A 24,051-nucleotide genomic window follows, 5' to 3' on the forward strand; every position below is an offset into this window, starting at 1 on the left:
CATTGCAGGGTCCGCAAATGTCCGGTTTCTCGACCGCGCGCCAAAAAATGGTCGATGGCCAGGTGCGCACCAATGACGTCACCGACCGTCGTGTTCTCGATGCCATGCTCACGGTGCCGCGCGAAGCCTTTGTGCCGGCCGGCAGGCAGGCGCTGGCCTACCTCGATCTCGATCTCGACGTGAGCGAAGGCACCGCCAAGCGGTTTTTGATCAAGCCGGCGCTGACCGGCAAGCTGCTTCAGGCCGCCGAAATCGGCGAGGGTGACAACGTGCTGGTCGTCGGCTGCGCCACCGGCTATCTCGCCGCACTGGCCGCTAAGCTGGCGCGGCAGGTCACGGCGACCGAGTGCGATTCGGCTTTGGCCGCCAAGGCCGGGGACGCCTTCACCGCCCAGGGGCTGGCCAATGTCGCCTGCAAGGCGGCGGCCTGTACCGACGGGGATCCCGCTGCCGCCCCCTATGACGTGATTGTCCTCAACGGGGCGGCCGAAGTGCTGCCGGAAGCTCTGCTCGGGCAGCTGAAGGAGGGTGGGCGCCTGGTGGGGGTGTCGGCCGAATCGAGGCCGCCGCGTGCCGTAATTGTGACCCGTACTCACGGCGAATTCGGCCATCGGGCGCTTTTCGACGCCGCCGCCCCGGTCCTTCCCGGGCTGGAGCGGGCGGCTGCCTTTGTCTTCTGACGGCCCCAAAGCCGCCCCAAATCCCGTTCTGAATCAGAAGTGTGGCCGGGATGCTGCACGTGAAGAGTTTCCACTGAGAACTACCCTCGGGTAGTTCCGTCGCGCTTGACCGCGTCCTATGTTGCGGCGGGGCAACGACTCCACTGGTACGGTAACCCGGCTCGCGGGCACGAGTCGGGCGCTAGAATGAACGGAATTTCACGGATGCATGGGGTGAAGCTCTTCACCGGAGCTGCGGTTTCGGTCCTGCTCCTGGCGCTTGCCGGGCCGAGGCCTGCCTTGGCGGATACGATCGATGGCGCGCTGGTGCGCGCCTATCAGAACAATCCGCAGCTCAACGCGCAGCGTGCCCAGGTGCGCTCGACCGACGAAAACGTGCCGCAGGCCTTGTCTGGCTATCGTCCTCGGGTCTCGATGACCGCGAGCGGTGGCTATCAATACCAGGATCTGCAGAGCGGCGTCGGCACCAACTCAATCCACGGAACCACCTTACCTCGCAGCGCTGGAATTACCGCTTCGCAGACACTCTACAATGGCAATCAGACAGCCAACAGAACGCGGGCGGCGGAGAGCCAGGTGTCCGGTGCTCGCGAAGCACTGCGCAGCCTAGATCAAAGTGTGCTGCTTCAGGCCGCAACGACCTACATGGACTATCTGCGCGATGCGGCCACGCTCGAAGTCCAGCGCAGCAACGTGCGCGTGCTCGAGCAGACGTTGAAGCAAACTCGCGATCGCTTCAATGTCGGCGAAGTGACGCGCACCGACGTTGCGCAATCGGAAGCACAGCTGGCCGCCGGCCGAACGCAGGCCCTTACCGCGGAAGCAAATCTCACCACCACGCGCGCAAACTTCCGCCGCATCATCGGCAACGAGCCGGCAAATCTTGCACCCGGATCACCTGTCGATCGTTTCCTCCCCTCAACGCTTGCCGCAGCGATCGAGCTTGGCCTGATCGAGCATCCCAACGTCACGGCTGCGATGTTCGGCATCGACGTCAATTTCCTGCAGGTCAAGGTCGCCGAAGGTGCGTTGCTGCCCACGATGACGATCCAGGCATCGGCCACACAGGCCAACGAACAGTCCTTGATTTCGTTGCGTTCGTTCAACGCATCCGCGATCGCGCAGCTCTCGGTGCCGATCTATCAGGGCGGCAGTGAATACGCGCTGATCCGCCAGTCCAAGGAAAACCTGGCGCAGCAGCGCCTCAACCTCGAAACGACCCGCGACCAGACCCGTGCGACGGTTGTGCAATGGTGGGGCTCGCTGCAGGCCACTAAGGCGCAGGTCCAGTCGGCCCAGGCGCAGGTGGCGGCATCCGAGATCGCCCTGAACGGCGTACGTGAGGAGGCCAAGGCCGGCCAGCGCACCACGCTGGACGTGCTCAACGCGCAGCAGGCGCTGGTGAATGCGCGCGTTGCGTTGGTGACCGCGCAGCACGATCGCGTCGTTGCATCCTATAACGTCCTCGCTGCGGTCGGGCGTCTCTCGCCGCAAGTCCTCGGCCTTGCGACCACGGTCTACGACCCCAGCGTTCACTACCATCAGGTCCGCGACAGCTGGGCCGGCGTGCGCACGCCTGACGGGCGCTGATCCCGCAATCATCCGGTCGATCTCGCCAACAGCCGAGGTCGACCGGTGCTTTGCTTGCAATCATCAAATTCCCTGACATAGCCTTGCCAAGATGATGCGGGTCGATTCGCCCCGCGTTGATGTCGTGTGCGTAACGCTTCAGTGCCGGGGGCAGGGGCACGCCGCTGCACGTTGAGCCGTGATCTGGGGACAAGTCGGGCTGCGGCGACGAAAATGACGGGCCTGTCGTTGCGGAACCGGCCAATCCTGCCGTGCTTGGTGTAAAACAACGCATGCGAGGGCGTTGATGATGTGGAGTCGGAGATGACGCAGCCTGCAAAGGTCACAGAACCCTCCATGGAGGAGATTCTGGCCTCGATCCGGCGCATCATTGCCGACGATGAGGCAAAGCCCCCGCCGGCCGAGGCCGCCAAGCCCGAGAAGGCGGCGGCGCCCGCCGCGCCGCCGAAGCCGCAGGCGATGAACGACATTCCGCCATCCAAGGTCGCTCCACCCAAACCCGCTGCCGAGAAGCCCGCTGCACCGCCGCCGGCCGCAAAGCCGGCGCCGCCACCTGCGCCGGCGCCCGCGGCGGACGCATCCAACAGCCAGGACGATATCGACGCGTTGCTGGCTGGCCTCGATGCGGCCACACCTGCGCCCGAGGTCCGCGCGCCCGAACCAGAGCCAGAGCCCGAGCCGGACGTGCTCGAGCTGACCGACGACATGGCGATGGACCCGACGCCGCCTCCGCCGCCGCCGAGCTTCCGCAAGGTCGAGCCGCGCGACGATCTCGAATTCGCCGAACCGCCGCGGCCCGCTCCGCCGCCGTCCTACGCGCCGGTGGACTTCGACGCGCCGCCGCTGCCCCCGCAGCAGCCGATCCTCGCGCAATCGACGGTCTCCGCGGTCGAATCCGCCTTCAACTCCCTAGCCCATACGGTGCTCAGCAGCAACGCGCGCACGCTGGAAGACCTCGTCAAGGAGATGCTGCGGCCGATGCTGAAGTCCTGGCTCGACGACAACCTGCCCGGCCTCGTTGAACGCATCGTGAAGGCCGAAATCGAGCGGGTCTCGCGCGGCGGCCGCTGAGGGCGGCCGACAGGCCCTCATAAAGCCCGGCTTGGGTGTCATATCCGCGCCCCGACCGGGCCGGAAAGCGCCGTTGCCGCCTCGTTTTTCCCTGACCTTTTCGTTGACTTGGCCCCCTCCCGCGGCTTTCTAGCAGCCCCATGATCGAGAAAAATTACCAGCCCGCCGATATCGAAACCCGCATGTCCGTGGTGTGGGAGGACAGCCTTGCGTTCAAGGCTGGCCGGCCCGACCGCCGTGATGCCGTGCCCTTCACCATCGTGATCCCGCCGCCGAACGTGACGGGCTCGCTGCACATGGGCCACGCCCTCAACAACACGCTGCAGGACATCCTGTGCCGGTTCGAGCGCATGCGCGGCCGCGACGTGCTCTGGCAGCCCGGCACCGACCATGCCGGCATCGCCACCCAGATGGTGGTCGAGCGGCAGCTGATGGAGCGTCAGCAGCCCGGCCGCCGCGAGATGGGGCGCGAGAAGTTTCTGGAGCGGGTCTGGCAGTGGAAGGCCGAGAGCGGCGACACCATCATCAACCAGCTCAAGCGGCTCGGTGCGTCCTGCGACTGGTCGCGCGAGCGCTTCACCATGGACGAGGGCCTGTCGAAGGCCGTCATCAAGGTGTTCGTCGAGCTGCACCGCGAGGGCCTGATCTACAAGGACAAGCGGCTGGTGAATTGGGACACCAAGCTGCTCACTGCGATCTCGGATCTCGAGGTGCAGCAGACCGAGGTCAAGGGCAGCCTCTGGTATCTGCGCTATCCGATCGAGGGCAAGACCTTCAGCCCCGAGGATCCCTCGAGTTTCATCGTCGTCGCCACCACGCGCCCCGAGACCATGCTCGGCGATACCGGCGTGGCCGTGCATCCGGAGGACGAGCGCTATCAGAAGCTGATCGGCAAGAACGTCGTCCTGCCGCTGGTCGGCCGCAAGATCCAGATCGTCGCCGACGAGTATTCCGATCCCGAGAAGGGCTCGGGCGCGGTGAAGGTGACGCCGGCGCACGACTTCAACGATTTCGAGGTCGGCAATCGCCACGGCCTGCGTCGCATCAGCGTGCTCGACAGGGAAGGCTGCCTCGATCTCCTCGACAATGAGGACTATCTGCGCGACCTGCCCGAAGGCGCCGCGCAATTCGCCGAGGAGTTCCACAAAGTCGACCGCTTCGCCGCGCGCAAGCGCATCGTCGAGCGGCTGGAATCGTTCGGCTTCGTCGAGCGAATCGAGCCGCACACCCACATGGTGCCGCACGGCGATCGCTCTGGCAGCGTGATCGAGCCCTACCTGACCGACCAGTGGTACGTCGACGCCAAGACGCTGGCGAGACCTGCGATCGCCGCGGTGCGTTCGGGCGAAACGACGTTCGTGCCGAAGAACTGGGAAAAGACCTATTTCGACTGGATGGAGAACATCCAGCCCTGGTGCATCTCGCGCCAGCTCTGGTGGGGCCACCAGATCCCGGCCTGGTACGGGCCGGACGGCAAGGTGTTCGTCGCCGAGACCGAGGAGGAGGCCGTCAGCCACGCGCTCGGCTATTACGTCGAGCAGGAGGTCATCACGGCCGAGCAGGGCCGCGAGATGGCGCTCGACCGCAACAAGCGCGAAGGCTTCATCACCCGCGACGAGGACGTGCTCGACACCTGGTTCTCCTCGGCGCTGTGGCCGTTCTCGACGCTCGGCTGGCCCGACGACACGCCCGAGGTGCAGCGCTACTACCCGACCAATGCGCTGGTGACCGGCTTCGACATCATCTTCTTCTGGGTCGCCCGCATGATGATGATGGGCCTGCACTTCATGAAGGAGGTGCCGTTCTCGACCGTCTACATCCACGCCCTCGTCCGGGACGAGAAGGGCGCCAAGATGTCGAAGTCGAAGGGCAACGTCATCGATCCCCTCCACCTGATCGACGAATACGGCGCGGACGCGCTGCGCTTCACGCTGGCGGCGATGGCAGCGCAGGGCCGCGACATCAAGCTCGCCACCAGCCGCGTCGAAGGCTACCGCAATTTCGCGACCAAGCTCTGGAACGCGTGCCGCTTCGCGGAGATGAACCACTGCGCCGTGCCGGAAGGCTTCGAGCCGGCGAAGGCAAAGGAGACGCTGAACCGCTGGATCGCGCATGAGACCGCCCACACCACGCGCGAGGTGACCGAGGCGATCGAGGCCTATCGCTTCAACGATGCCGCCGGCAGCATCTACCGCTTCGTCTGGAACGTCTATTGCGACTGGTATGTCGAACTCGCCAAGCCCGTGCTGCTCGGTCCGGACAGCCCTGCCAAGGACGAGACCCGCGCCATGGTCGCCTGGGCGCGCGACGAGATCCTGAAGCTGCTGCATCCCTTCATGCCCTTCATCACCGAAGAGCTGTGGGAGGTGACGGCCAAGCGCGACGGCCTGCTCGCGCTGGCACCGTGGCCGCTGAGGCCGGTCGAGCCGACGCCGGAGCAGCTCGCGATGCTCGCGGTGACCACGGGACCGACCGATGCGCTCGTCTCGCCGGCCTGGGTGCTGCCGATCTTCGATCATGCCGACTTTGCCGATCCCAAGGCCGAGGCCGAGATCGGCTGGGTCATCGACCTCGTCACGCAGATCCGCTCGGTGCGCGCCGAGATGAACATCGCGCCGGCAACGCTGACGGCGCTGGTGCTTGCCGGCGCCTCCGCCGAGACGAAGGAGCGCGCGCCGCGCTGGACCGATGTCATCAAGCGCCTGGCGCGGCTGTCGGATATCTCGTTCGCCGACCGCGCGCCTGACGGCGCTGTCCAGCTGCTGGTGCGCGGTGAGGTCGCCGCGCTGCCGCTCAAGGGCGTGATCGACGTGGCCGCCGAGCGCACGCGTCTCGACAAGGAGATCGCCAAGGCCGAGGCCGACATCAAGCGTGCCGAGTCCAAGCTGGCCAACGAAAAGTTCGTCGCCAACGCGGCCGAGGAGGTCGTCGAGGAGGAGCGCGAAAAGCGCGAGGCGGCGCTGGCCCGCAAGGCCAAGCTGCTGGAGGCGCTGGAGCGGCTGAAGCAGGCGTCTTAGGGCTACTTCGGAAACGGCTTGCTCAGAAAGTTCGAGCCCCTGACGCCGTAGCGCCAGGGCAGCTCGACCGCCTTGGTGATGCCGATGCGGATGCCGGTTGCGACCTCCATCTCCTCCGTCCGCGCATGCAGCGAGATCGGCGGCCGATCCAGCGGCAGGGCGTTGTGCGCGATGGTGATGCCGAGTGCCTCGGTCAGCTTGCCCGGGCCAGAGCACAGCGCATGCACGTCCTGCATGTGCCGGCGTCGGCGCATCGCAGCCAGGCCATGCGTCGGCTCCAGCGCACGGATCAGCACGGCGCTGGCCGAGCCTTCCTCCTCGCAAACGAAGTTCACGCACCAATGGATGCCGTAGGAGCGGTAGACATAGGCAAAGCCGGGCGGGCCAAACATGACCTGGTTCCGCGGCGTCGCCCCGCGGTAGGAGTGCGCGGCCGGGTCGGTATGATGATAGGCCTCGACCTCGACGATGATGCCGCCGACACCGTCGACCAGCATGGTGGCACCGATCAGGTCGGGTGCGACCTCGTGCACGCTGCGTCCGAAGAAGGCGCGCTTCAGGGGCTTGCCGAGCCGCGGTGGAGAAGTCTTCGAGATTGGAGCCATTCGAGGTGAGAATCGCCTGAGAACAGAGCAGGATATTGCCCATATCTGCCATGTTCCCTGAAGCGGGGCGAGCCGGGTTGCGATGCCGGGCCAGACCGACTAGGTAGGACCTGAACAGACCGGACACCCCATGGTCGTTATTGTCGATACCATCGCGAACCCGCTGCGCCCACGCCACCCCGAAAAGGTGAACCGCCCCGATTCCGCTTCGCCGCCGAAGCCGGACTGGATCCGCGTGCGCGCACCCAACACCCGCGGCTACGCCGACACCCGCAACATCGTGCGCGCGAACGGCCTGCATACGGTGTGCGAGGAGGCGGGCTGCCCGAATATCGGCGAGTGCTGGGACAAAAAGCACGCGACCTTCATGATCATGGGTGACACCTGCACCCGAGCCTGCGCTTTCTGCAACGTCAAGACCGGCCTGCCGAACGCACTGGATGCGGCCGAGCCTGAGAATGTCGCCGAGGCCGTGGCCAAGCTCGGCCTCGCCCACGTCGTCATCACCTCGGTCGACCGTGACGACCTCGCTGATGGCGGCGCCGAGCATTTCGCAGAGACCATCCGCGCCATCAGGGCCGCGTGTCCCTCGACGACGATCGAGATCCTGACGCCCGACTTCCTGCGCAAGGAGGGGGCACTCGAAATCGTCGTTGCGGCGAAGCCTGACGTGTTCAACCACAATCTCGAGACGGTGCCGTCGCGCTATCTCACGGTGCGGCCCGGCGCACGCTACTTCCATTCGATCCGGCTGCTGCAGCGGGTCAAGGAGCTCGATCCCACCATCTTCACCAAGTCCGGCATCATGGTCGGCCTCGGCGAGGAGCGCCACGAGGTGCAGCAGGTGATGGACGATCTGCGTTCGGCCGACGTCGACTTTCTGACCATCGGGCAATATTTGCAACCGACCCGCAAGCATCACGCGGTGATGCGCTACGTGCCGCCGGACGAGTTCTCGTCCTACGAAAAGATCGCCTACACCAAGGGCTTCCTGATGGTGTCGGCGAGCCCGCTCACCCGCTCGTCGCATCATGCCGGCGAGGATTTCGCGAGACTGAAGGCTGCGCGGGCAGCTCACGCCAGCTGACGTACCATGCATCGAGTTTCGAGCAAGCACCGTGTCAACCACAGCGCGTCCGAGATGTTCGATCTGGTCGCCGATGTCGAGCGCTACCCGGAATTCGTGCCGCTGTGCAGCGCGCTGAAGGTGCGCCAGCGCATGGCGAAGCCCGACGGCACCGAGGTGCTGGTCGCCGACATGACGGTGTCGTTCAAGCTGGTCAAGGAATCCTTCACCAGCCGCGTGACCCTCGACCGCGCCAACCTGAAAATCCTCGTCGAATACCTGCAAGGTCCGTTCAGGAATCTGGAAAATCGTTGGACGTTCGAGCCCAAGGGAGAGGGCGTCTGCGACGTCGGCTTCTTCCTCGCCTACGAATTCAAGAGCCGCATGCTGGCGATGCTGATGGGCTCGATGTTCGATGCCGCCTTTGCGCGGTTCTCGACGGCGTTCGAGAAACGGGCAGACGCGATCTACGGTCGGCCGAAGGTGGCGTCGACGTAGGCACACTCTTTCCGCCGTCATTGCGAGGAGCTCTTGCGACGAAGCAATCCAGAATCCCTCCGCGGAAAGATTCTGGATTGCTTCGCTTCGCTCGCAATGACAGTGAGGCTCAATCCACCGCCTTCACCACATCCGGCGGCTGCGAGGCGTAATACGCCGCCGCCTGCTCGATATCCTGCGGCGTCATCGCGCGCGCGATGTTGCGCATCTGCTGGCTGATGTCGTTGCGGCGCTCGCCTGACGCGAAGGCCTGAAGCTGCGCCTTCATGTACGTCTCCGATTGTCCTTCGAGCCATGGGCTACCGGTCTTGTTGTCGAGGCTGCCATGGCAGGAGCCGCAGGGCGCGATCCCGCGCATCGGCGCGCCATAGATGACGATGTTGGGCTTCGGCAGTTGCGGCGTCGGATGATAGGCCGGCAGCCGCGGCAGATAGGCATAATAGTGAGAGAGATCGGCGATCTCCTGGTCGGTCAGATTGACCGCAAACGGCGACATCACGGCATTGGTGCGCGCGCCCGAGCGGAAGTCGTGCAGCTGCTTGTAGATGACCGCGGCATACTGGCCCGCAAGGTTGGGGGAGTCCGCGCGACTGATGCCGGTCGGGCCGTGACAGATGGCGCAACGCTGTGCCAGCGTCGCGCCGCGGCCGATCGCCTCCTGGCTCGGCCGTGAGAGCGTATTCGAGGTGAGCACGACGTCGGACAGACGCTTGGTCTGCTCGGGCGCCGTGACGGTTGCCGCGCGCTGTGGCAGGCCGGCGGCACTACAGATCGCATCCCAGACATTGGCGAACTGGACCCAGGGCTGCGCGAACGGCAGCACGATGAAGCCGCCGATCGCGGTCACGATGAGGATCGCGGCGGTGACGCCGACAGCCGTCGTAAAATGCGGGTTACGGAAGCTGAAGAGGTCGCGCGCACTCATCACTGCGCTCCCACATAGACGGCCGGCACCGAGGTGCCTTCGTTCAGCGCCAGCGTCAGGATCGGGTAGCCGTAATTGGTGAGGGTGAGCGCGATCATCAGCCCGACCCACAGGGCGTAGGTGTTGAGCGCGACCGGCACGGTCGCCGGCTGGTGCACGGCCAGCGCAAACCGATAGGGCCCGGCGTCAGCCTGCGGCGCGCGCATGCCGCGCGCAAGAATGACCAGGAACAGAATACCCGAGGTCAACAGGATGAAGCCGCCGATCGCCGAAAGGGTCACGGACAGCGCCTGCGGCGAGATCGCTGGATCGGCGAAGTCGAAATAGGCCATGCGGCGCGGCATGCCCAGAATGCCGACCCAGTGCCACGGGAAGGTGGTGACCATCATGCCGACGAACCAGAGCCAGAGCTGGGTCCGGATCAGGCGGAGATCGATCAGCTCGCGGCCGGTCAGATGCGGCCACAGATCATAGGCGATCGCGAAATACATGATCACGATGGCGCCGCCGAAGATCAGGTGGAAATGTCCGGTGATCCACTGCGTGTTGTGGATGGACGCATCGAGCTGATAGCTCATGTTGATCAGGCCGCCGGCTCCGCCGAAGCCGAGCATGACGAACGAGAAGGCCAGCGCCAGCATCATCGGATTGTCCCAGGGCAGGGCCCTGATCCAGCCGAACAGGCCGCGCCCGCCGCGCAGCCGCGCAGCGATCTCGACCGAGGCGCAGATCGTGAACACGGTCAGCAGCGTCGGCAGCGCGACCAGCGCGGTGAAGGCCGAATGGATGAACTTGAAGCCGGCGCCGACCTGCGGATCGGCAAAGGTGTGGTGCATGCCGATCGGCATCGCGACCACCAGGAACAGGATGAAGGAGATGCGAGCCATGGTGTCGGAATAGACGCGCCCGCCGATCGCGCGCGGCACGATGGTGTAATAGGCAATGTAGGTCGGCATCAGCCAGAAATAGACGATGGCGTGCAGCGTCCAGGAGAAGAACACGCGGGCAAGGCCGGCATCGATTGTGCTCTTCAGGCCCGCCGCGACGGGAATGATCTGGAGCAGCAGCTCGAGCGCGGCGCCGACTGCGGTCCAGGCCCATAAATAGGAGCCCGCGACATTGGCGAACATGGCGAGCGGCACCGGCGCGCCGGGATGGGCCTTGCGCCAGACGCGCAAATTGATCGACATCAGCGCGACCCAGACCCACGAGCCAACCACGACCAGCACGACACCGAGATAGTAGAAGACGTTGCCGATCAGCGGCGGATAGAAGGTGTAGAGCACCGAGGCGCGGCCGAGCGCGATCGGGATCACCGCCATGATACTGCCGGCGACGATCAGCCAGAACCCGGTCCAGGCCCAGCGCACCCCGACCAGGCGCTGCTCCAGCGCGGACTCAGCTATGGCATAGCCAAAACCCATCGCGACCAGCGTCGGGAAGACGTAGCCCATCACCGTGCCATGCGCGGTCAGCGAGCGGTAGTACAGTTCGGGATTGGACAGCCATGTGCCGATCGGGCTGCGGATGAACATCTGCCAGGCGCCGAGCGCGAGCGCGATGCCGAATACGGCAAAAGCGAGCCAGAAATGAGCGAGGATGAGCTTCCTATTGGCCAACACAGCTCAGCCTCCCGCCACCCTTCGCACGACCGGCGAATTCGGCCTTGTCGATCACCTTGACCTTGCCCCACATGCCTTCGTGGCCGAAGCTGCAAAACTCCTGGCAGGGCATCAGATAATCGCCGGTCTTCGTGAAACGCATGAGCTGTTCGGAGATGTAGCCCGGGACCAGCATGGCGTTGACGTTGGTGCCCTGGATCAGGATGCCGTGCACGACGTCGGCGCTGGTGGCGCGCAGCGTGATCGGCGTGTCCGCAGGCACCAGGATGCAGGCCGGTGTGAAGGAATATTGCTGGCCGATCGCGCGCACGGTCACATTGCCGTTCGCCTCGAGCACGCTGCCGAGATTGCTCTCGACGAATTCGCCTGAGAGATGCAGCCGGGATGGATCGGTCGTCTCGACGCGCGGCTGCGGCATGGTCGCGCGATGGATACCGGCGAATGCCGCGAGCAGCGCCATCATCACGATGATGATCACGGCAATGGTCGCCCAGCGCCGCTCGACGCGGGCCGCGACCTCAGCGCTGGCGTGAGTGTCCTGGGCGCTCATTGCAGCGGTCCGCGCGGCAGGAAGACGAACAGGTAGAAGGCAAACCACATTGCGACGACGCAGGCCGTGGCGATGCCGGCAAGCACGATCGCCCCGGACGGGCCTTGGGCGACGACCTCGTCGACGGCCTGGTCGGCGGCGGCTGGGCTGGTCGGCGGGTCGGAATTGATCATGACGGATCTCTGGGTCTCAGTTCAGCGGTGCGGAGCGCAGCTCGTTGGCCTCGCGCGCCGAGACCGGCGTGCCGCGATTGCCCCAGGCGGTGCGGATGTAGGAGACGACGGCAGCGATCTCGTTATCGGACAGAAGCCCCGCAAACGGCGGCATGCCGTAGGGCATCGGGTTGCCCTTGGTGCCCGGCGGATAGCCGCCATTGAGCACCATGCGGATCGGATTGACCGCCGACTGCATCTCGATCGACTGGTTGTTGGCGAGCGGCGGCCAGTGCGGCGGCTTGCCTTCGCCCTGAGCGCCGTGACAGCTCGCGCAGTGCTTGTCGTAAACGGTCTTGCCGAGGCTGATCAAGAGGCTGCTCTCGCTGGTCGGCAGTGTCGAGCTTGCCGGCGGCGACGGCGAGGGCTCCGCAATGCTCTTGAGGTACACCGCCATGGCGCGCGTGTCCTCGTCGCTGAGATATTGCAGGCTGTTGTGCACGACCTCGGCCATCGGGCCGTAAACGACGCCGCGCATGGAGACGCCGGTCTGGAGCAGGTCGGTGATGTCCTTGATGCTCCAGTCGCCGAGCCCCGCTTCGCGATTTGAGGTGAGGGACGGCGCGTACCAGTTTTGCATCGGGATCAGGCCGCCCTTGAAGGCGTCCGATTGCGAGGTGCCGCCGAGCGCGTTGATCGGCGAATGGCACATGCCGCAATGGCCGAGGCCCTCGACGAGATAGGCGCCGCGATTCCATTCCGCCGATTTCTTCGGATCCGGCTTGAACTCGCCCTCGGTGAAGAACAACGTGCGCCAGCCGAGGATGAGCTGGCGATTATCGTAGGGGAAGCGCAGCTCGTGCGGCTTGTTCTTCTGGTTCACAGGCTGAATCGAGCGCAGATAGGCGTAGATCGCGTCGCTGTCGGCGCGCGTCACCTTGGTGTAGGAGGCGAACGGCATCGCTGGATAGATCAGCCCGCCGTCCGGGAAGCGGCCGCTGTGCATGGTCTTGTAGAAATCGTCGGCGCTCCATTTGCCGATTCCCATGTCGGGATCCGGCGTGATGTTGGAGGTGTAAAGCGTGCCGAACGGGGTCGGCATAGGCCGGCCGCCGGCGAACAAGCGTCCCTCGGGTGCAGTGTGGCACGCCGTGCAATCGCCGGCGCGGGCGAGATATTCGCCGCGCGCGACGACATCGCTGCTCTTGTCTTGCGCGTGCGCAATTGTCGCGAGCGCAACGATGGCAAAGAGCGTGATCAACAGTTTCGAGACCATCATCCGCCTCGTCAGTTGGGCTGGCTGCCGCAGCCGAAGGGCAGGGCATAGGTGCCTTTCGGGAGGGGGGCCGGGTTGGCGGGCGCAGGCCGCGTCGCGAGCCAGGCGGCCACGGCCGTCACGTCGGCCTCGGTGAGATGACCGGCGACGAGCTGCATGCAGTCCGGCGACTTGGCCGTACGGGTGCCGTAACGCCAGGCGCCGAGCTGTGCGCTGATATAGGCGGCGCGCAAGCCCAACAGGCCGGGGATGCCTGGCTGCATGCCGGTCAGGTCGGGGCCGTGGCAGCTCACGCATGCCGGAATGTTGCGATTGGCATCGCCGCTGGTGGCGAGCTGTTCGCCCTGTGCGAGGACGTCCCTGCTGACCTCGCTCGGCGTCGGCTGCGGCAGTGGCGGATGCTCGTTGGCAAAATACTCCGCCATTGCCTGCAGATACGGATCGGGCAGAAACTCCAGGAGATAGTTCATCGGCGGATATTTGCGCCGGCCGCTGCGGAAGGCGAGAAGCTGGTTGTAGAGATAGCCGGCCGGCTTGCCCGCGAGGCGCGGGAAATAGACGTCGCTGGTGCCTTCGCCCTTGTTGCCATGGCAGGGCGTGCACGCCTCCACCCGCGCTGCCATCGTGTCCGGCGGCTGGTTGGCCATTTGCGCGGACGCACCATCAATGGCGGCCAAAGTGATGATCACGGCGGCCGAGGCCGCGACGCGAGCGAACAATTGCGTCGCCCTCCACGATGCTGGTCCGGTTGATTCCGGAGCACAGCCTAAGTCGGCATTATTGCGCCAATATTTTCCCGTGCAAGATCGGACACCAGCGATGAGGTTTGGTCGCGCCGTTCGCATGGGCGTTCCGATCGGTATCGACGAATTTACATGCTTTCTGAAAACGGAACATAACGCTGCAGCCTCGCGACAGTTCCTGCCCGAGCTTTGCGTTGTCATGACGCCCTCAAATGTCAGAAGGCGCAGGGAAGACCAGGTGCCGGCCGGGCACCCACGGTCCACTGTGCGAAGGTTGCGCTACAAGAGGCTGCACAGCGGCATACAGGTGAAGCCCAACAACCGGCCTTCCCTGCGCAGTGGTTTGACGGCTTATGCCGAGCTCTCCCCGGGGAGCGATGCACTATTGCCCCCGTCGCCTTGCCGATAACTGACGCGCGCGTCCGGTTGGACCGCCACATCACCGCAAGACTTGGCGCACAGACCCCGGGCGCCAGGACGACACGGTTTTGCCGTACGCAAATCACACCGGTCGTGTGCGCGACGGTTTTCGCTCACGGTTGCCCGCCCTGCAAAACCCTTCGCGCCGGTGCAACTAGCGTCCACCGCAGCTCACCCCGCGTTCGTGACGATCGCGATACGCCCCTCTGACAAGGGATGAGGTGCGACGAGAATGCGACAAAGCCGAAATTCTGTAAAGGCGAATATTTTCGTTGCGGGTGGTTGACCGGCCGTTTGTGTGTTTTGCCCGTCGGGCAACGCAAGATCTCGTAAGGTGGATAGCCGAAGGCGCAATCCACCAGACCAAGAGTTTCCTCCCGTGTTCCGCCTCAGCCGTCGCGGGGATCATTTCGCATTGCGGCGCGTTCTCAACTGACAGTCCGGGTTGGAGCCGCCATGACCATCAATTTCGACACGCTGAAAGCGTCGCTCGTCCTGTACGGGCTGAACGCGATCTACGCGATCCTGTTGCTCGCGGTCGGCTGGTATCTGTCCGGCGCGATGCAGCGTTTCGCAACGCGAGTCCTCAGCGTCACGCACCGCGTCGACCCGCTGGTGACGCTGTTCGTGGGCAGCCTTGCGCGCTATGGCGTCCTCGCGGTCGTCGGCATCGCCGTGCTGCAGCTCTTCGGCATCCAGACGGCGAGCCTGGTCGCCGTTCTGGGCGCGACCTCGCTCGCCATTGGTCTCGCCTTGCAGGGCACGTTGTCCAATCTCACCGCCGGCGTGATGCTGCTCTTGTTCCGGCCCTTTCACATCGGCGACGACGTCGAGGTCGCCGGCAAGGCCGGCAAGGTGAGGTCGCTGTCGCTGTTCATGACCGAGCTGGTCGCGCCCGACAACACGCAGATCCTGTTGCCGAATGGACAGGTCTGGGGCGCGGCCATCATCAACCATAGCGCCTATCCTGGCACGGGCGAGGTCAAGGTGACGTTTCCGGTCCCCGCCGGCGCGGCCAATACGCTGGCCGATCGCATCCTGAGGGAATTGCGCAACGACTCCCGCATGGACGAGCAGGCTGCGCCTGCCGTCTCCGTCACCAAGGTCCTCGATGTCGCCAATCCCGCAGCACCGATCCTGGAATTGACGGTTAGCGCAAAGGCGAAGCCGTCTGAAGCCGACGCGGTCAAGCAGTGCGTGCTCGATCACGCGAGCGCGTTGCTTGCGGCGGCGGCCTGAGGCGTTTTATCCCCGCGGCGAACGTGGCGGCCGGCGCTTCACCACATGCCGGCGCGGCGAGCGGGTCACGCGCGGGCGGAGGCGGCTTGCCGCGGCACGTTGCGGCTTGGCCGCGACTTGCGGGCCGCGGGCCAGATCCATCAGCATGCGCAGCGCCTCGACAACCGAGCGGGCGCGCACGGCGCTGCGGCCGATGGCGCCGAAGCGGTGCTCGCGGTGGATGATGCGGCCGTCGCGCGCGGCAGCGGCGAAGTGCACGAGACCGACCGGCTTGCCGGGCGTGGCGCCGCCCGGGCCGGCGATGCCGGTGATGGCGACGGCGAGATCGACATCGGCGCGCTCCAGCGCACCGATCGCCATCGCGGTCGCGGTCTCCTTGCTCACCGCACCGAAATTCGCAAGCGTGCTCGCCTCGACGCCAAGCATCGCGCGCTTGGCCTCATTGGAATAGGTGACGAAGCCGCGGTCGATGACATCGGACGAGCCGGGGATGTCGGTCAGCGCGCCCGCAACGAGACCGCCGGTGCAGGATTCGGCGGTCGCGATCGTCAGCTTGCGCATCCGACACAGATCGAGCAGCGAGCGGGAGAGGGCGCGTGCGTCGCTGCCGCCCATGGCCTTACACGCCCCAGGGCAGGCGGATGGTGGCGCTCGCGGTGGCCGCGATGCCTTCCTCACGGCCGGTGAAGCCGAGCCGCTCGCTGGTGGTCGCCTTTACCGCGACGCGCGAGATGTCGACGCCGGAGATCTCGGCGATGCGTGCGCGCATGGTGTCGCGCAACGGACCGATCTTCGGCCGCTCGCAGATCAGCGTCACCTCGAGATTGGCGACGCGGCCGCCGCGCGCTGCGACGCGCTCGATGGCATATTTCAGGAACTGGTCGGAGGAGGCGCCCTTCCACTTCGCATCGCTCGGCGGAAAGTGCGAGCCGATGTCGCCGTCGGCGAGCGCGCCGAGAATGGCGTCGACCAGCGCATGCAGGCCGACGTCGCCGTCGGAATGAGCCAAAAAACCCTTGGTGTGCGGCACGCGCACGCCGCAGATCATGACATGGTCGCCTTCGCCGAAGGCGTGCACGTCGTAGCCGGTGCCGGTCCTGATGTCGCCTAGCTGGGCGGCCAGGCGCGCTTCCTCGCGCACGAAATCCTCGGGAGTGGTGAGCTTCATGTTGGCAACATCGCCTTCAAAGGTTGCGACCGTCAATCCCGCCCATTCGGCAATCGCGGCATCGTCGGTGAAATCCGAGCGTGCATCCCTTGCCGCGCGACGATGCGCCTCGAGGATGACGTCGAAACGAAAGGATTGCGGCGTCTGTGCGATTCGCAAGGAAGCGCGGTCCGGCGTGGCCTCGACGTTGCCGCTCTCGCCGGTGACCTTGATGGTGTCGGTGACGGGAACAACGGGGATCGCAGCACCGGTGCGGCTCGCCGCCTCGATCGCGCGCGAGATCACGCCTTCCGAAACGAAGGGCCGCGCGGCGTCGTGGATCAGCACGATGTCCGGCTTGTGCTTGGCCAGGGCCTCGAGGCCGGCGAGCACCGAAGCCTGCCGCGTCGCGCCGCCATTGGCCGGCGGCTCATGCCTTAGCCCTGCGACCGCTGCCGTGAACATGGCGCTGTCGTCGGGGTTCACCACCGGCTGCACCGCAAACACATCGGCGTGGCGGCTGAAGGCTTCCATCGCGCGATAAATCACGGGCACGCCGCCGATCTCGCGATATTGCTTCGGCCCGCCGGCGCCGGCGCGCAATCCACGCCCGGCTGCGACGAGGACGACCGCGGTGCGCTGTGATTTCGCCATAGGACTCAAATACTCAGTTGCCAATGAAAGAGCAGGGGGTGATTTGCCGGCATGCCTCTAGCACGGCAGGCCCGCAAAAAAAGGGGGTTTCCCTGGATTGTGGGAAACAGCATTTTGCTGCACTGCACTTGAAAGATCTACAGAACTGTCTAAACTGTAGGCATGACGCTTGACTGCACAAGAATTGTGCGCAAGATAGATCATGGCAGGCGCGATGAGGCCCTGCCCAGTCAACGAGACCCCCGTGACCGGCTCGGCAGTATCAGGCTCTAAGCCGTTGAAAATAGGCGATATTGAAGTCGCCGCCCCGGTCTTCCTGGCACCGATGTCGGGTGTGACTGACTCGCCCGTCCGCCGGCTGGCTGCCGAGCTTGGAGCCGGTCTCGTCGTGTCCGAAATGACCGCGAGCGATGAGCTCGCCAACGGCCACCGGATGTCCCGGTTGCGCTGCGAAGCCACCGGCATCGGCCCGCACGTGGTCCAGCTCGCCGGCTGCGAGACGCACTGGATGGCCGAAGGCGCCCGGATCGCCGAAGCGGAAGGCGCCGATATCATCGACATCAACATGGGCTGTCCCGCCCGCCACGTCACCGGCGGCCAGTCCGGCTCGGCCTTGATGCGCGACCTCGACCATGCCGTCAGCCTGATCGAGGCGACGATCGCGGCGGTGAAGGTGCCGGTTACGCTGAAGATGCGGCTCGGCTGGGACGACCGCAGCCGCAACGCGCCGGAGCTGGCGCGGCGCGCGCAGGCCGCCGGGGTCAAGCTCGTCACCGTGCACGGCCGCACCCGCTGCCAGTTCTACAAGGGCGAGGCCGATTGGGATGCGATCCGCGCCGTGCGCGAGGCCGTCTCCATTCCGCTCGTCGTCAACGGCGACATCACCTCCTACGAGAAGGCGCTCGCGGCATTGGACGCCTCGGGCGCCGACGCCGTGATGATCGGCCGCGGCGCGCAGGGCCAGCCCTGGCTGCCAGGCCAGATCGGCCGCCGCCTGAAGGGCGGGGCCGAGGAAGCCGCGCCCTCGCTCGAAACGCAGCTGCATTATGTCCGCACGCTCTATGACGGCGTTTGTGCGCTCTATGGTCTGCGCATCGGGCTGAGGCACGCCCGCAAGCATCTGGGCTGGGCGCTCGACGTCGCAGCGCAGGCGAGCCGTGCGCCGGCCGAGAAGCTGAAATCCTGGCGGCAGAAAATCCTGGTCTCGGAGGATCCGCGCCTCGTTCACGATTCACTGCAAGACGCCTTCGACGACTTCGCATGGAGCGCTGCTGCATGAGCTCAGCCGCTGAACATCGTCGGCCGCTTCAGTCCGACAGCGACGCCATCCTGGATGCCTTGCCCAACCCCGTTCTCATGATCGGGCCGGACGGCAAGATCGTCGCCGCCAACATCGCCACCGAAGCCTTCTTCGAGATCTCGACGCAATTCCTGAAGCGGCAGTCGTTGAAGGAGCTGGTGCCGTTCGGAAGTCCGTTGCTGGCGCTGATCGACCAGGTGCGCTCGTCGAACTCGCCGGTCAACGAATACAAGGTCGATCTCGGTACGCCGCGCATGGGCGGCGACCGCCAGGTCGACCTGCATGTCGCGCCGCTCACCGAGCGGCCCGGCCATATTGTGGTGATGCTGCAGGAGCGCACCATCGCCGACAAGATGGATCGGCAGCTCACCCACCGCAGCGCAGCGCGCTCGGTGATAGCGCTAGCAGCGATGCTCGCGCATGAAATCAAGAATCCGCTGTCGGGCATTCGCGGCGCCGCACAGCTGCTCGAGCAGCAGGCCTCGTCCGAGGACCGCATGCTGACGCGGCTGATCTGCGACGAGGCCGACCGCATCGTGACGCTGGTCGATCGCATGGAGGTGTTCGGCGACGAGCGCCCCGTGGTGCGCGGCCCCGTCAACATCCATTCGGTGCTCGATCACGTGAAGCGGCTGGCGCAGTCGGGCTTTGCCCGCAACATCCGCTTCATCGAGGACTACGATCCGTCGCTGCCGCCGGTGCTGGCGAACCAGGACCAGCTGATCCAGGTGTTCCTCAATCTCGTGAAGAACGCCGCCGAAGCGTTGATCGACGTGCCCGACGCCGAGATCCAGCTCACCACCGCGTTCCGTCCCGGTGTGCGCCTGTCAGTCCCCGGTCAAAAATCCCGGGTATCCCTTCCGCTCGAATTCTGCGTGAAGGACAACGGACCCGGCGTGCCCGACGATCTTCTGCCCAACCTGTTCGACCCCTTCGTGACCACCAAGCAGACCGGCTCGGGTCTCGGCCTGGCGCTGGTTGCCAAGATCGTCGGCGATCACGGGGGCATCATCGAATGCGAATCTCAGCCGCGCAAGACCACCTTCCGCGTGCTGATGCCGATGTATTCCACATCGGTGAAACACGCCGATCAAAGCAGTCGCGACGGCTCTGCCGGGAAGTCGTCGCCTGCGTCACAGGGGGCAAAATGAGGATTAACAATGCCCGCAGGTAGCATTCTCGTAGCCGATGACGATACCGCCATCCGCACCGTTCTCAATCAGGCACTGTCCCGCGCCGGTTACGAAGTGCGGCTGACCGGCAATGCCGCGACGCTGTGGCGCTGGGTCAGCCAGGGCGAGGGCGATCTCGTCATCACCGATGTGGTGATGCCGGATGAAAACGCCTTCGATCTGTTGCCGCGGATCAAGAAGATGCGGCCGAACCTGCCCGTCATCGTCATGAGTGCGCAGAACACCTTCATGACGGCGATCCGCGCCTCCGAGCGCGGGGCTTACGAATATCTGCCGAAGCCGTTCGACCTGAAGGAGCTGATCGCCATCGTCGGCCGCGCGCTGGCCGAGCCGAAGGAGCGGACCTCGACGCCGGACGAGGACGCCGAGATGGAGGCGATCCCGCTGGTCGGCCGCTCGCCAGCGATGCAGGAAATCTACCGCGTGCTGGCGCGCCTGATGCAGACCGACCTCACCGTGATGATCACGGGCGAGTCCGGCACTGGCAAGGAGCTGGTGGCGCGCGCGCTGCACGATTACGGCAAGCGCCGCAACGGCCCGTTCGTCGCGGTCAACATGGCGGCGATCCCGCGCGATCTCATCGAGTCCGAATTGTTCGGCCACGAGCGCGGTGCCTTCACCGGCGCCAACACCCGCGCCTCCGGCCGGTTCGAGCAGGCCGAAGGCGGCACGCTGTTCCTGGACGAGATCGGCGACATGCCGATGGAGGCGCAGACCCGCCTGCTGCGCGTGTTGCAGCAGGGCGAATACACCACCGTCGGCGGCCGCACCCCGATCAAGACCGACGTGCGCATCGTCGCGGCCTCCAACAAGGACCTGCGCGTCCTGATCCAGCAGGGCCTGTTCCGCGAAGACCTGTTCTTCCGCCTCAATGTCGTTCCGCTGCGGCTGCCGCCCTTGCGCGAGCGCATCGAGGACCTGCCCGATCTCGTGCGTCACTTCTTCACGCTGGCCGAGAAGGACGGGTTGCCGCCGAAGAAACTGGATACGCTGGCGCTGGAGCGGCTGAAGCAGCACCGCTGGCCCGGCAACGTGCGCGAGCTAGAAAACCTCGCCCGACGCCTCGCCGCGCTCTATCCGCAGGACGTGATCACGTCCTCCGTCATCGATGGCGAGCTCGCACCGCCCTCGGTCAGCCCGGGCGCCGCGGTCCAGCAGGGCGTCGACAATCTCGGCGGCGCCGTGGAGGCGTATCTGTCCTCGCACTTCCAGGGCTTCCCGAACGGCGTGCCGCCGCCGGGCCTCTATCACCGCATCCTCAAGGAGATCGAGGTGCCGTTGCTGACGGCGGCGCTCGCCGCCACCCGCGGCAACCAGATCCGCGCCGCGGACCTGCTCGGTCTCAACCGCAACACGCTGCGGAAGAAGATCCGGGATCTCGACATCCAGGTGTATCGGAGCGGGGGCTAGTCTCTCGAAGCGGACGGTGGCTCAGCTCCCCCTACCAAGGCAGAGCTGAGCCTGTCCGGATCGCGCTGGCCGTTGTGGCTGACGCGGTGAGCAGAAGTCCGCGCTGGGCCCAAATGTTCCGGTCGTCCATTTAAATTTGTTAGGCCGCAGCGCGCGGCGTCACATCTATCTGACCAGCCGCCCAGATGCCGGCATCACGCTGGCGAGAGTCACCGGGTCCTGCTTATGGCCGAGGCCGTTGACCAGGAGGTCGGAGGCCACGATCAGCAGCAGAACGGCCGAAACCATCGTCGCGAGACAGATCTTATCCATGCTGATCAAGCCGGAATGGCGGGAATCCGTTCCCGTCCCTCCGCATGTGCCTGTGGATTGCGCGGGTCCGCCGCGGCCGAGACGCCGCGGAATTGTCGCAATTTGGCAACAATGTGGTACGAATACATCAGTATCCGCGCGTCCGCGGACCCGTTTTCAGCACCATTGCCGGAATGACCAGCGCAGAGACCTCGGCCGCACACTTTGACACGGCCCCAGCGGAAGAGACCCGGCATTGGTCGGTGCGACGCTGGCTGGCGCCCTTTGCCGTCGCGCTGGCGCTGCTGTCGGCCTTCCTGACCTTCCTGGTCCTGACCGGTCTGAGCACGATCGAGCCGACGCCCGGGGTGGTCCGCACATTCTATCTGATCAATGCCGCCACGATCCTGCTGCTGGTCGGGATCATCATCCGGGAACTCTGGCAGCTGATCCTGGCGCGGCGGCGGGGCAGGGCGGCGGCGCGTCTTCACGTCCAGATCGTCAGCCTGTTCTCGATCGTCGCGGTGCTGCCGGCGGTGCTGGTCGCCGTCGTCGCCAATGTCACCATCGAGCGCGGCCTCGACCGGCTGTTCTCCGGGCCGACCAAGCAGGTCATCCAGAACTCGCTGACGATCGCGCGGGCCTATATGCAGGACCATGCGCAGCTGATCCGCGGCGACATTCTCGGCATGGCCAACGACATCGCCCATGCCCGGCCGCTCTATGACCAGGACCGCCGCACGTTTCGCGAGATGCTGACGGCGAGCGCCGCGTCCCGCAACCTGCCGGGCGCGATGATCATCGACAAGAACACCAACATTCTGGAATCCGCCGACACCGGCATGCGGCTCGCTTATTCGCCGCCCGCGCCCGACTTTCTCAGCAACGTCAACGAGGCCGAGCCCGAGATCGCGGTGCTTCCCGATGCGAGCTTCGTCGCCGCGGTGATCCGCCTGCGTGCCTTCAACGACACCTTCCTCTATGTCGCCCGGCCGCTTGATCCGAACGTCGTCAATCAGCTCAAGCAGACCGAGGTCAGCGTCGCCGAATACGCCCAGATCGAATCGCGCCGGCTCGGTATCCAGGTCGCCTTCGCGCTGATGTTCGCGGTGATCGCGCTGACCATCTTGATGGCTTCGGTGCTGATCGGTCTCAACTTCGCCAACTCGCTGGTCTCGCCGATCCGGCGGCTGATGAACGCGGCCCACACGGTCTCGACCGGCGACCTGCACGTCCAGGTGCCCGTGCACCAGTCGGAAGGCGACCTCGCCCAGCTGGGCGAGACCTTCAACAAGATGACGCAGGAGTTGCGCAGCCAGCGCGACGAGCTCGTGAGCGCCAGCGACCTCATCGACAGCCGCCGCCGCTTCATCGAAGCGGTGCTGTCATCGGCGAGCGCCGGCATCATCGGCGTCGACGCGTCCGGCAGCGTCGGCATCCTCAACCGCTCCGCCGAGAAGCTGATCGGGCACTCCGAAGCCGAGACGCTCGGCCATCCGCTCTCCGACGTGCTGCCGGAGCTGGACGAGATGATGAAGACCGCGCGGGAAGGGACCCAGCGCCTGGTGCAGGGCCAGATCACGATCACCCGCGACGGCACCGAGCGCAACCTGTCTGTCCGCGTCAGCGCCGAGAAGAACCAGCCGCACGACAGCTACATCATCACGCTCGACGACATCACCGAGCTGGTCTCGGCGCAGCGCACCTCGGCCTGGGGCGACGTCGCGCGCCGCATCGCCCACGAGATCAAGAATCCGCTGACCCCGATCCAGCTCTCGGCCGAGCGCATCCGCCGCAAGTTCGGCAAGACCATCACCGAGGACAAGGACAAGCAGATATTCGATCAGTGCACCGACACCATTGTGCGCCAGGTCGACGACATCAGGCGCATGGTCGACGAGTTCTCGCGCTTTGCGCGGATGCCCAAGCCCGTGATGGAGGGGGAGGACGTCGCCGACACCGTGCGCCAGGCGGTGTTCCTGATGAAGGTCGCCCATCCCGAGATCGACATCGAGGCTGAGTTCAAGCAGGATCCGCTGCGCGCCCAGTTCGACCGGCGCCTGATCTCGCAGGCGGTCACCAACATCGTCAAGAACGCCACCGAGGCGATCGAGCAGGTCCCGCCCGAGGAGCTCGGCAAGGGCAAGGGCCGGATCGACGTCGTGGTGTCGCGCGAGGGCGACGACGTGCTGATCGACGTCATCGACAACGGCATCGGCCTGCCCAAGGTCGCGCGCTCGCGCCTGCTCGAACCGTACGTCACCACGCGCGCCAAGGGCACCGGGCTCGGGCTCGCCATCGTCGGCCGCGTGCTGGAAGACCACGGCGGGCGGATCGAGCTGAAGGATGCCTCCGACTTCCGTGCAGGCCAGCGCGGCGCCTGGATGCGGATGCGCTTTGCCGTCTCAGGGCAACCCGCGAAAACGGAGCACGTGCCGGCGGCCAACGCCGCGACCGAGACGACCTCCAAAGCCGACATCACGCAAACGGTGACGGAATCCGTCGAGAACCGGGAAACAAAAGAGCCGGCCGCCGGAACCAAAGAGCCGGCTGAAAAGACCAATGATTCAACCAAAATCGAAGCCTCAACAGGCAGCTGACA

At 65.5% G+C, this 24,051-nt stretch carries 21 protein-coding genes; 11 read left to right on the forward strand and 10 right to left on the reverse strand.

The annotated features are described in order from the left end of the window. Positions 1–17: 17 nt before the first annotated feature. The 4 genes from AB7M16_RS01385 to AB7M16_RS01400 all read left to right on the forward strand — a co-directional run bounded on the left by AB7M16_RS01385 (position 18) and on the right by AB7M16_RS01400 (position 6,358). On the forward strand, positions 18–680 hold the full coding sequence (locus tag AB7M16_RS01385) for a protein-L-isoaspartate O-methyltransferase family protein (RefSeq protein ID WP_453942932.1): 663 nt from the start codon (positions 18–20) through the stop codon (positions 678–680). 204 nt (positions 681–884) lie between these two features. Continuing rightward, positions 885–2,270, forward strand: coding sequence for a TolC family outer membrane protein (locus AB7M16_RS01390; protein WP_453947110.1), 1,386 nt, complete (start codon positions 885–887; stop codon positions 2,268–2,270). A 303-nt stretch (positions 2,271–2,573) separates the two neighbouring features. Continuing rightward, the gene (locus AB7M16_RS01395; RefSeq protein WP_453942933.1) at positions 2,574–3,341 is read left to right on the forward strand and encodes a PopZ family protein; all 768 of its coding nucleotides are present in this window, start codon (positions 2,574–2,576) and stop codon (positions 3,339–3,341) included. A 140-nt stretch (positions 3,342–3,481) separates the two neighbouring features. Continuing rightward, positions 3,482–6,358: a valine--tRNA ligase gene (locus tag AB7M16_RS01400; RefSeq protein WP_439400592.1), complete on the forward strand. Its 2,877-nt coding sequence runs from the start codon at positions 3,482–3,484 to the stop codon at positions 6,356–6,358. 2 nt (positions 6,359–6,360) lie between these two features. On the opposite strand, the gene AB7M16_RS01405 is transcribed toward AB7M16_RS01400, so the two are convergent. After that, a complete protein-coding gene (locus AB7M16_RS01405; RefSeq protein ID WP_453942934.1) occupies positions 6,361–6,963 on the reverse strand; it encodes a DNA-3-methyladenine glycosylase in 603 nt (200 codons plus the stop codon). A 130-nt stretch (positions 6,964–7,093) separates the two neighbouring features. Here AB7M16_RS01405 and lipA point away from each other — a divergent pair, with 130 nt between their 5' ends. Both lipA and AB7M16_RS01415 read left to right on the forward strand, forming a co-directional pair. Next, positions 7,094–8,050 (forward strand): lipoyl synthase, encoded by a 957-nt coding sequence (lipA, locus tag AB7M16_RS01410; RefSeq protein WP_453942935.1) that lies wholly within the window; start codon positions 7,094–7,096, stop codon positions 8,048–8,050. A gap of 6 nt (positions 8,051–8,056) precedes the next feature. Further along, a complete protein-coding gene (locus AB7M16_RS01415; protein ID WP_172789079.1) occupies positions 8,057–8,527 on the forward strand; it encodes a type II toxin-antitoxin system RatA family toxin in 471 nt (156 codons plus the stop codon). Between the two features lie 109 nt (positions 8,528–8,636). Here AB7M16_RS01415 and AB7M16_RS01420 read toward each other — a convergent pair whose 3' ends face one another. Genes AB7M16_RS01420 through AB7M16_RS01445 form a run of 6 tightly spaced genes read right to left on the reverse strand, consistent with a single transcriptional unit; the run spans position 8,637 to position 13,771 of the window. Then, positions 8,637–9,452 carry a c-type cytochrome gene (locus tag AB7M16_RS01420; protein ID WP_439363037.1) on the reverse strand — a complete coding sequence of 272 codons (816 nt, stop codon included), beginning with the start codon at positions 9,450–9,452 and terminating at the stop codon, positions 8,637–8,639. After that, entirely contained in the window at positions 9,452–11,074 is a 1,623-nt protein-coding gene (locus AB7M16_RS01425) for a b(o/a)3-type cytochrome-c oxidase subunit 1 (RefSeq protein ID WP_172789077.1), read from the reverse strand. The genes AB7M16_RS01420 and AB7M16_RS01425 overlap by 1 nt, the downstream gene beginning before the upstream one ends. Next, positions 11,061–11,624: a cytochrome C oxidase subunit II gene (locus AB7M16_RS01430; protein ID WP_453942936.1), complete on the reverse strand. Its 564-nt coding sequence runs from the start codon at positions 11,622–11,624 to the stop codon at positions 11,061–11,063. Before AB7M16_RS01430 ends, AB7M16_RS01425 begins: the two co-directional genes overlap by 14 nt. Next, positions 11,621–11,797 (reverse strand): hypothetical protein, encoded by a 177-nt coding sequence (locus tag AB7M16_RS01435; RefSeq protein ID WP_172789075.1) that lies wholly within the window; start codon positions 11,795–11,797, stop codon positions 11,621–11,623. Before AB7M16_RS01435 ends, AB7M16_RS01430 begins: the two co-directional genes overlap by 4 nt. Positions 11,798–11,813: 16 nt before the next feature. Beyond that, complete coding sequence (locus tag AB7M16_RS01440) at positions 11,814–13,055, reverse strand: cytochrome c (protein ID WP_453942937.1); 1,242 nt, start codon at positions 13,053–13,055, stop codon at positions 11,814–11,816. A gap of 8 nt (positions 13,056–13,063) precedes the next feature. After that, a complete protein-coding gene (locus AB7M16_RS01445; protein ID WP_453942938.1) occupies positions 13,064–13,771 on the reverse strand; it encodes a c-type cytochrome in 708 nt (235 codons plus the stop codon). 900 nt (positions 13,772–14,671) lie between these two features. On the opposite strand from AB7M16_RS01445, the gene AB7M16_RS01450 reads away from it, so the two are divergent. After that, a complete protein-coding gene (locus tag AB7M16_RS01450) occupies positions 14,672–15,454 on the forward strand; it encodes a mechanosensitive ion channel family protein (RefSeq protein WP_453942939.1) in 783 nt (260 codons plus the stop codon). A 6-nt stretch (positions 15,455–15,460) separates the two neighbouring features. On the opposite strand, the gene AB7M16_RS01455 is transcribed toward AB7M16_RS01450, so the two are convergent. After that, positions 15,461–16,069, reverse strand: coding sequence for a CinA family protein (locus AB7M16_RS01455; RefSeq protein ID WP_157284384.1), 609 nt, complete (start codon positions 16,067–16,069; stop codon positions 15,461–15,463). 4 nt (positions 16,070–16,073) lie between these two features. Continuing rightward, positions 16,074–17,255, reverse strand: coding sequence for a bifunctional 2-C-methyl-D-erythritol 4-phosphate cytidylyltransferase/2-C-methyl-D-erythritol 2,4-cyclodiphosphate synthase (locus AB7M16_RS01460; protein WP_453942940.1), 1,182 nt, complete (start codon positions 17,253–17,255; stop codon positions 16,074–16,076). A 277-nt stretch (positions 17,256–17,532) separates the two neighbouring features. Between AB7M16_RS01460 and dusB the strand changes: the two genes are divergently transcribed. From dusB to ntrC, 3 genes are read left to right on the forward strand one after another with little or no spacing between them, the layout of a single operon-like run. Further along, on the forward strand, positions 17,533–18,534 hold the full coding sequence (gene dusB / locus AB7M16_RS01465; protein WP_453947111.1) for a tRNA dihydrouridine synthase DusB: 1,002 nt from the start codon (positions 17,533–17,535) through the stop codon (positions 18,532–18,534). Next, the gene (locus AB7M16_RS01470; protein ID WP_172788966.1) at positions 18,531–19,706 is read left to right on the forward strand and encodes a two-component system sensor histidine kinase NtrB; all 1,176 of its coding nucleotides are present in this window, start codon (positions 18,531–18,533) and stop codon (positions 19,704–19,706) included. The genes dusB and AB7M16_RS01470 overlap by 4 nt, the downstream gene beginning before the upstream one ends. A 9-nt stretch (positions 19,707–19,715) precedes the next feature. Continuing rightward, complete coding sequence (gene ntrC / locus AB7M16_RS01475; protein ID WP_128261688.1) at positions 19,716–21,158, forward strand: nitrogen regulation protein NR(I); 1,443 nt, start codon at positions 19,716–19,718, stop codon at positions 21,156–21,158. 165 nt (positions 21,159–21,323) lie between these two features. Here ntrC and AB7M16_RS01480 read toward each other — a convergent pair whose 3' ends face one another. Next, positions 21,324–21,470 carry a hypothetical protein gene (locus AB7M16_RS01480; protein ID WP_172788964.1) on the reverse strand — a complete coding sequence of 49 codons (147 nt, stop codon included), beginning with the start codon at positions 21,468–21,470 and terminating at the stop codon, positions 21,324–21,326. A 173-nt stretch (positions 21,471–21,643) separates the two neighbouring features. Between AB7M16_RS01480 and AB7M16_RS01485 the strand changes: the two genes are divergently transcribed. Further along, positions 21,644–24,049: an ATP-binding protein gene (locus AB7M16_RS01485; protein WP_453942941.1), complete on the forward strand. Its 2,406-nt coding sequence runs from the start codon at positions 21,644–21,646 to the stop codon at positions 24,047–24,049. Positions 24,050–24,051: the final 2 nt, after the last annotated feature.

Source organism: Bradyrhizobium sp. USDA 372 (assembly GCF_053629095.1).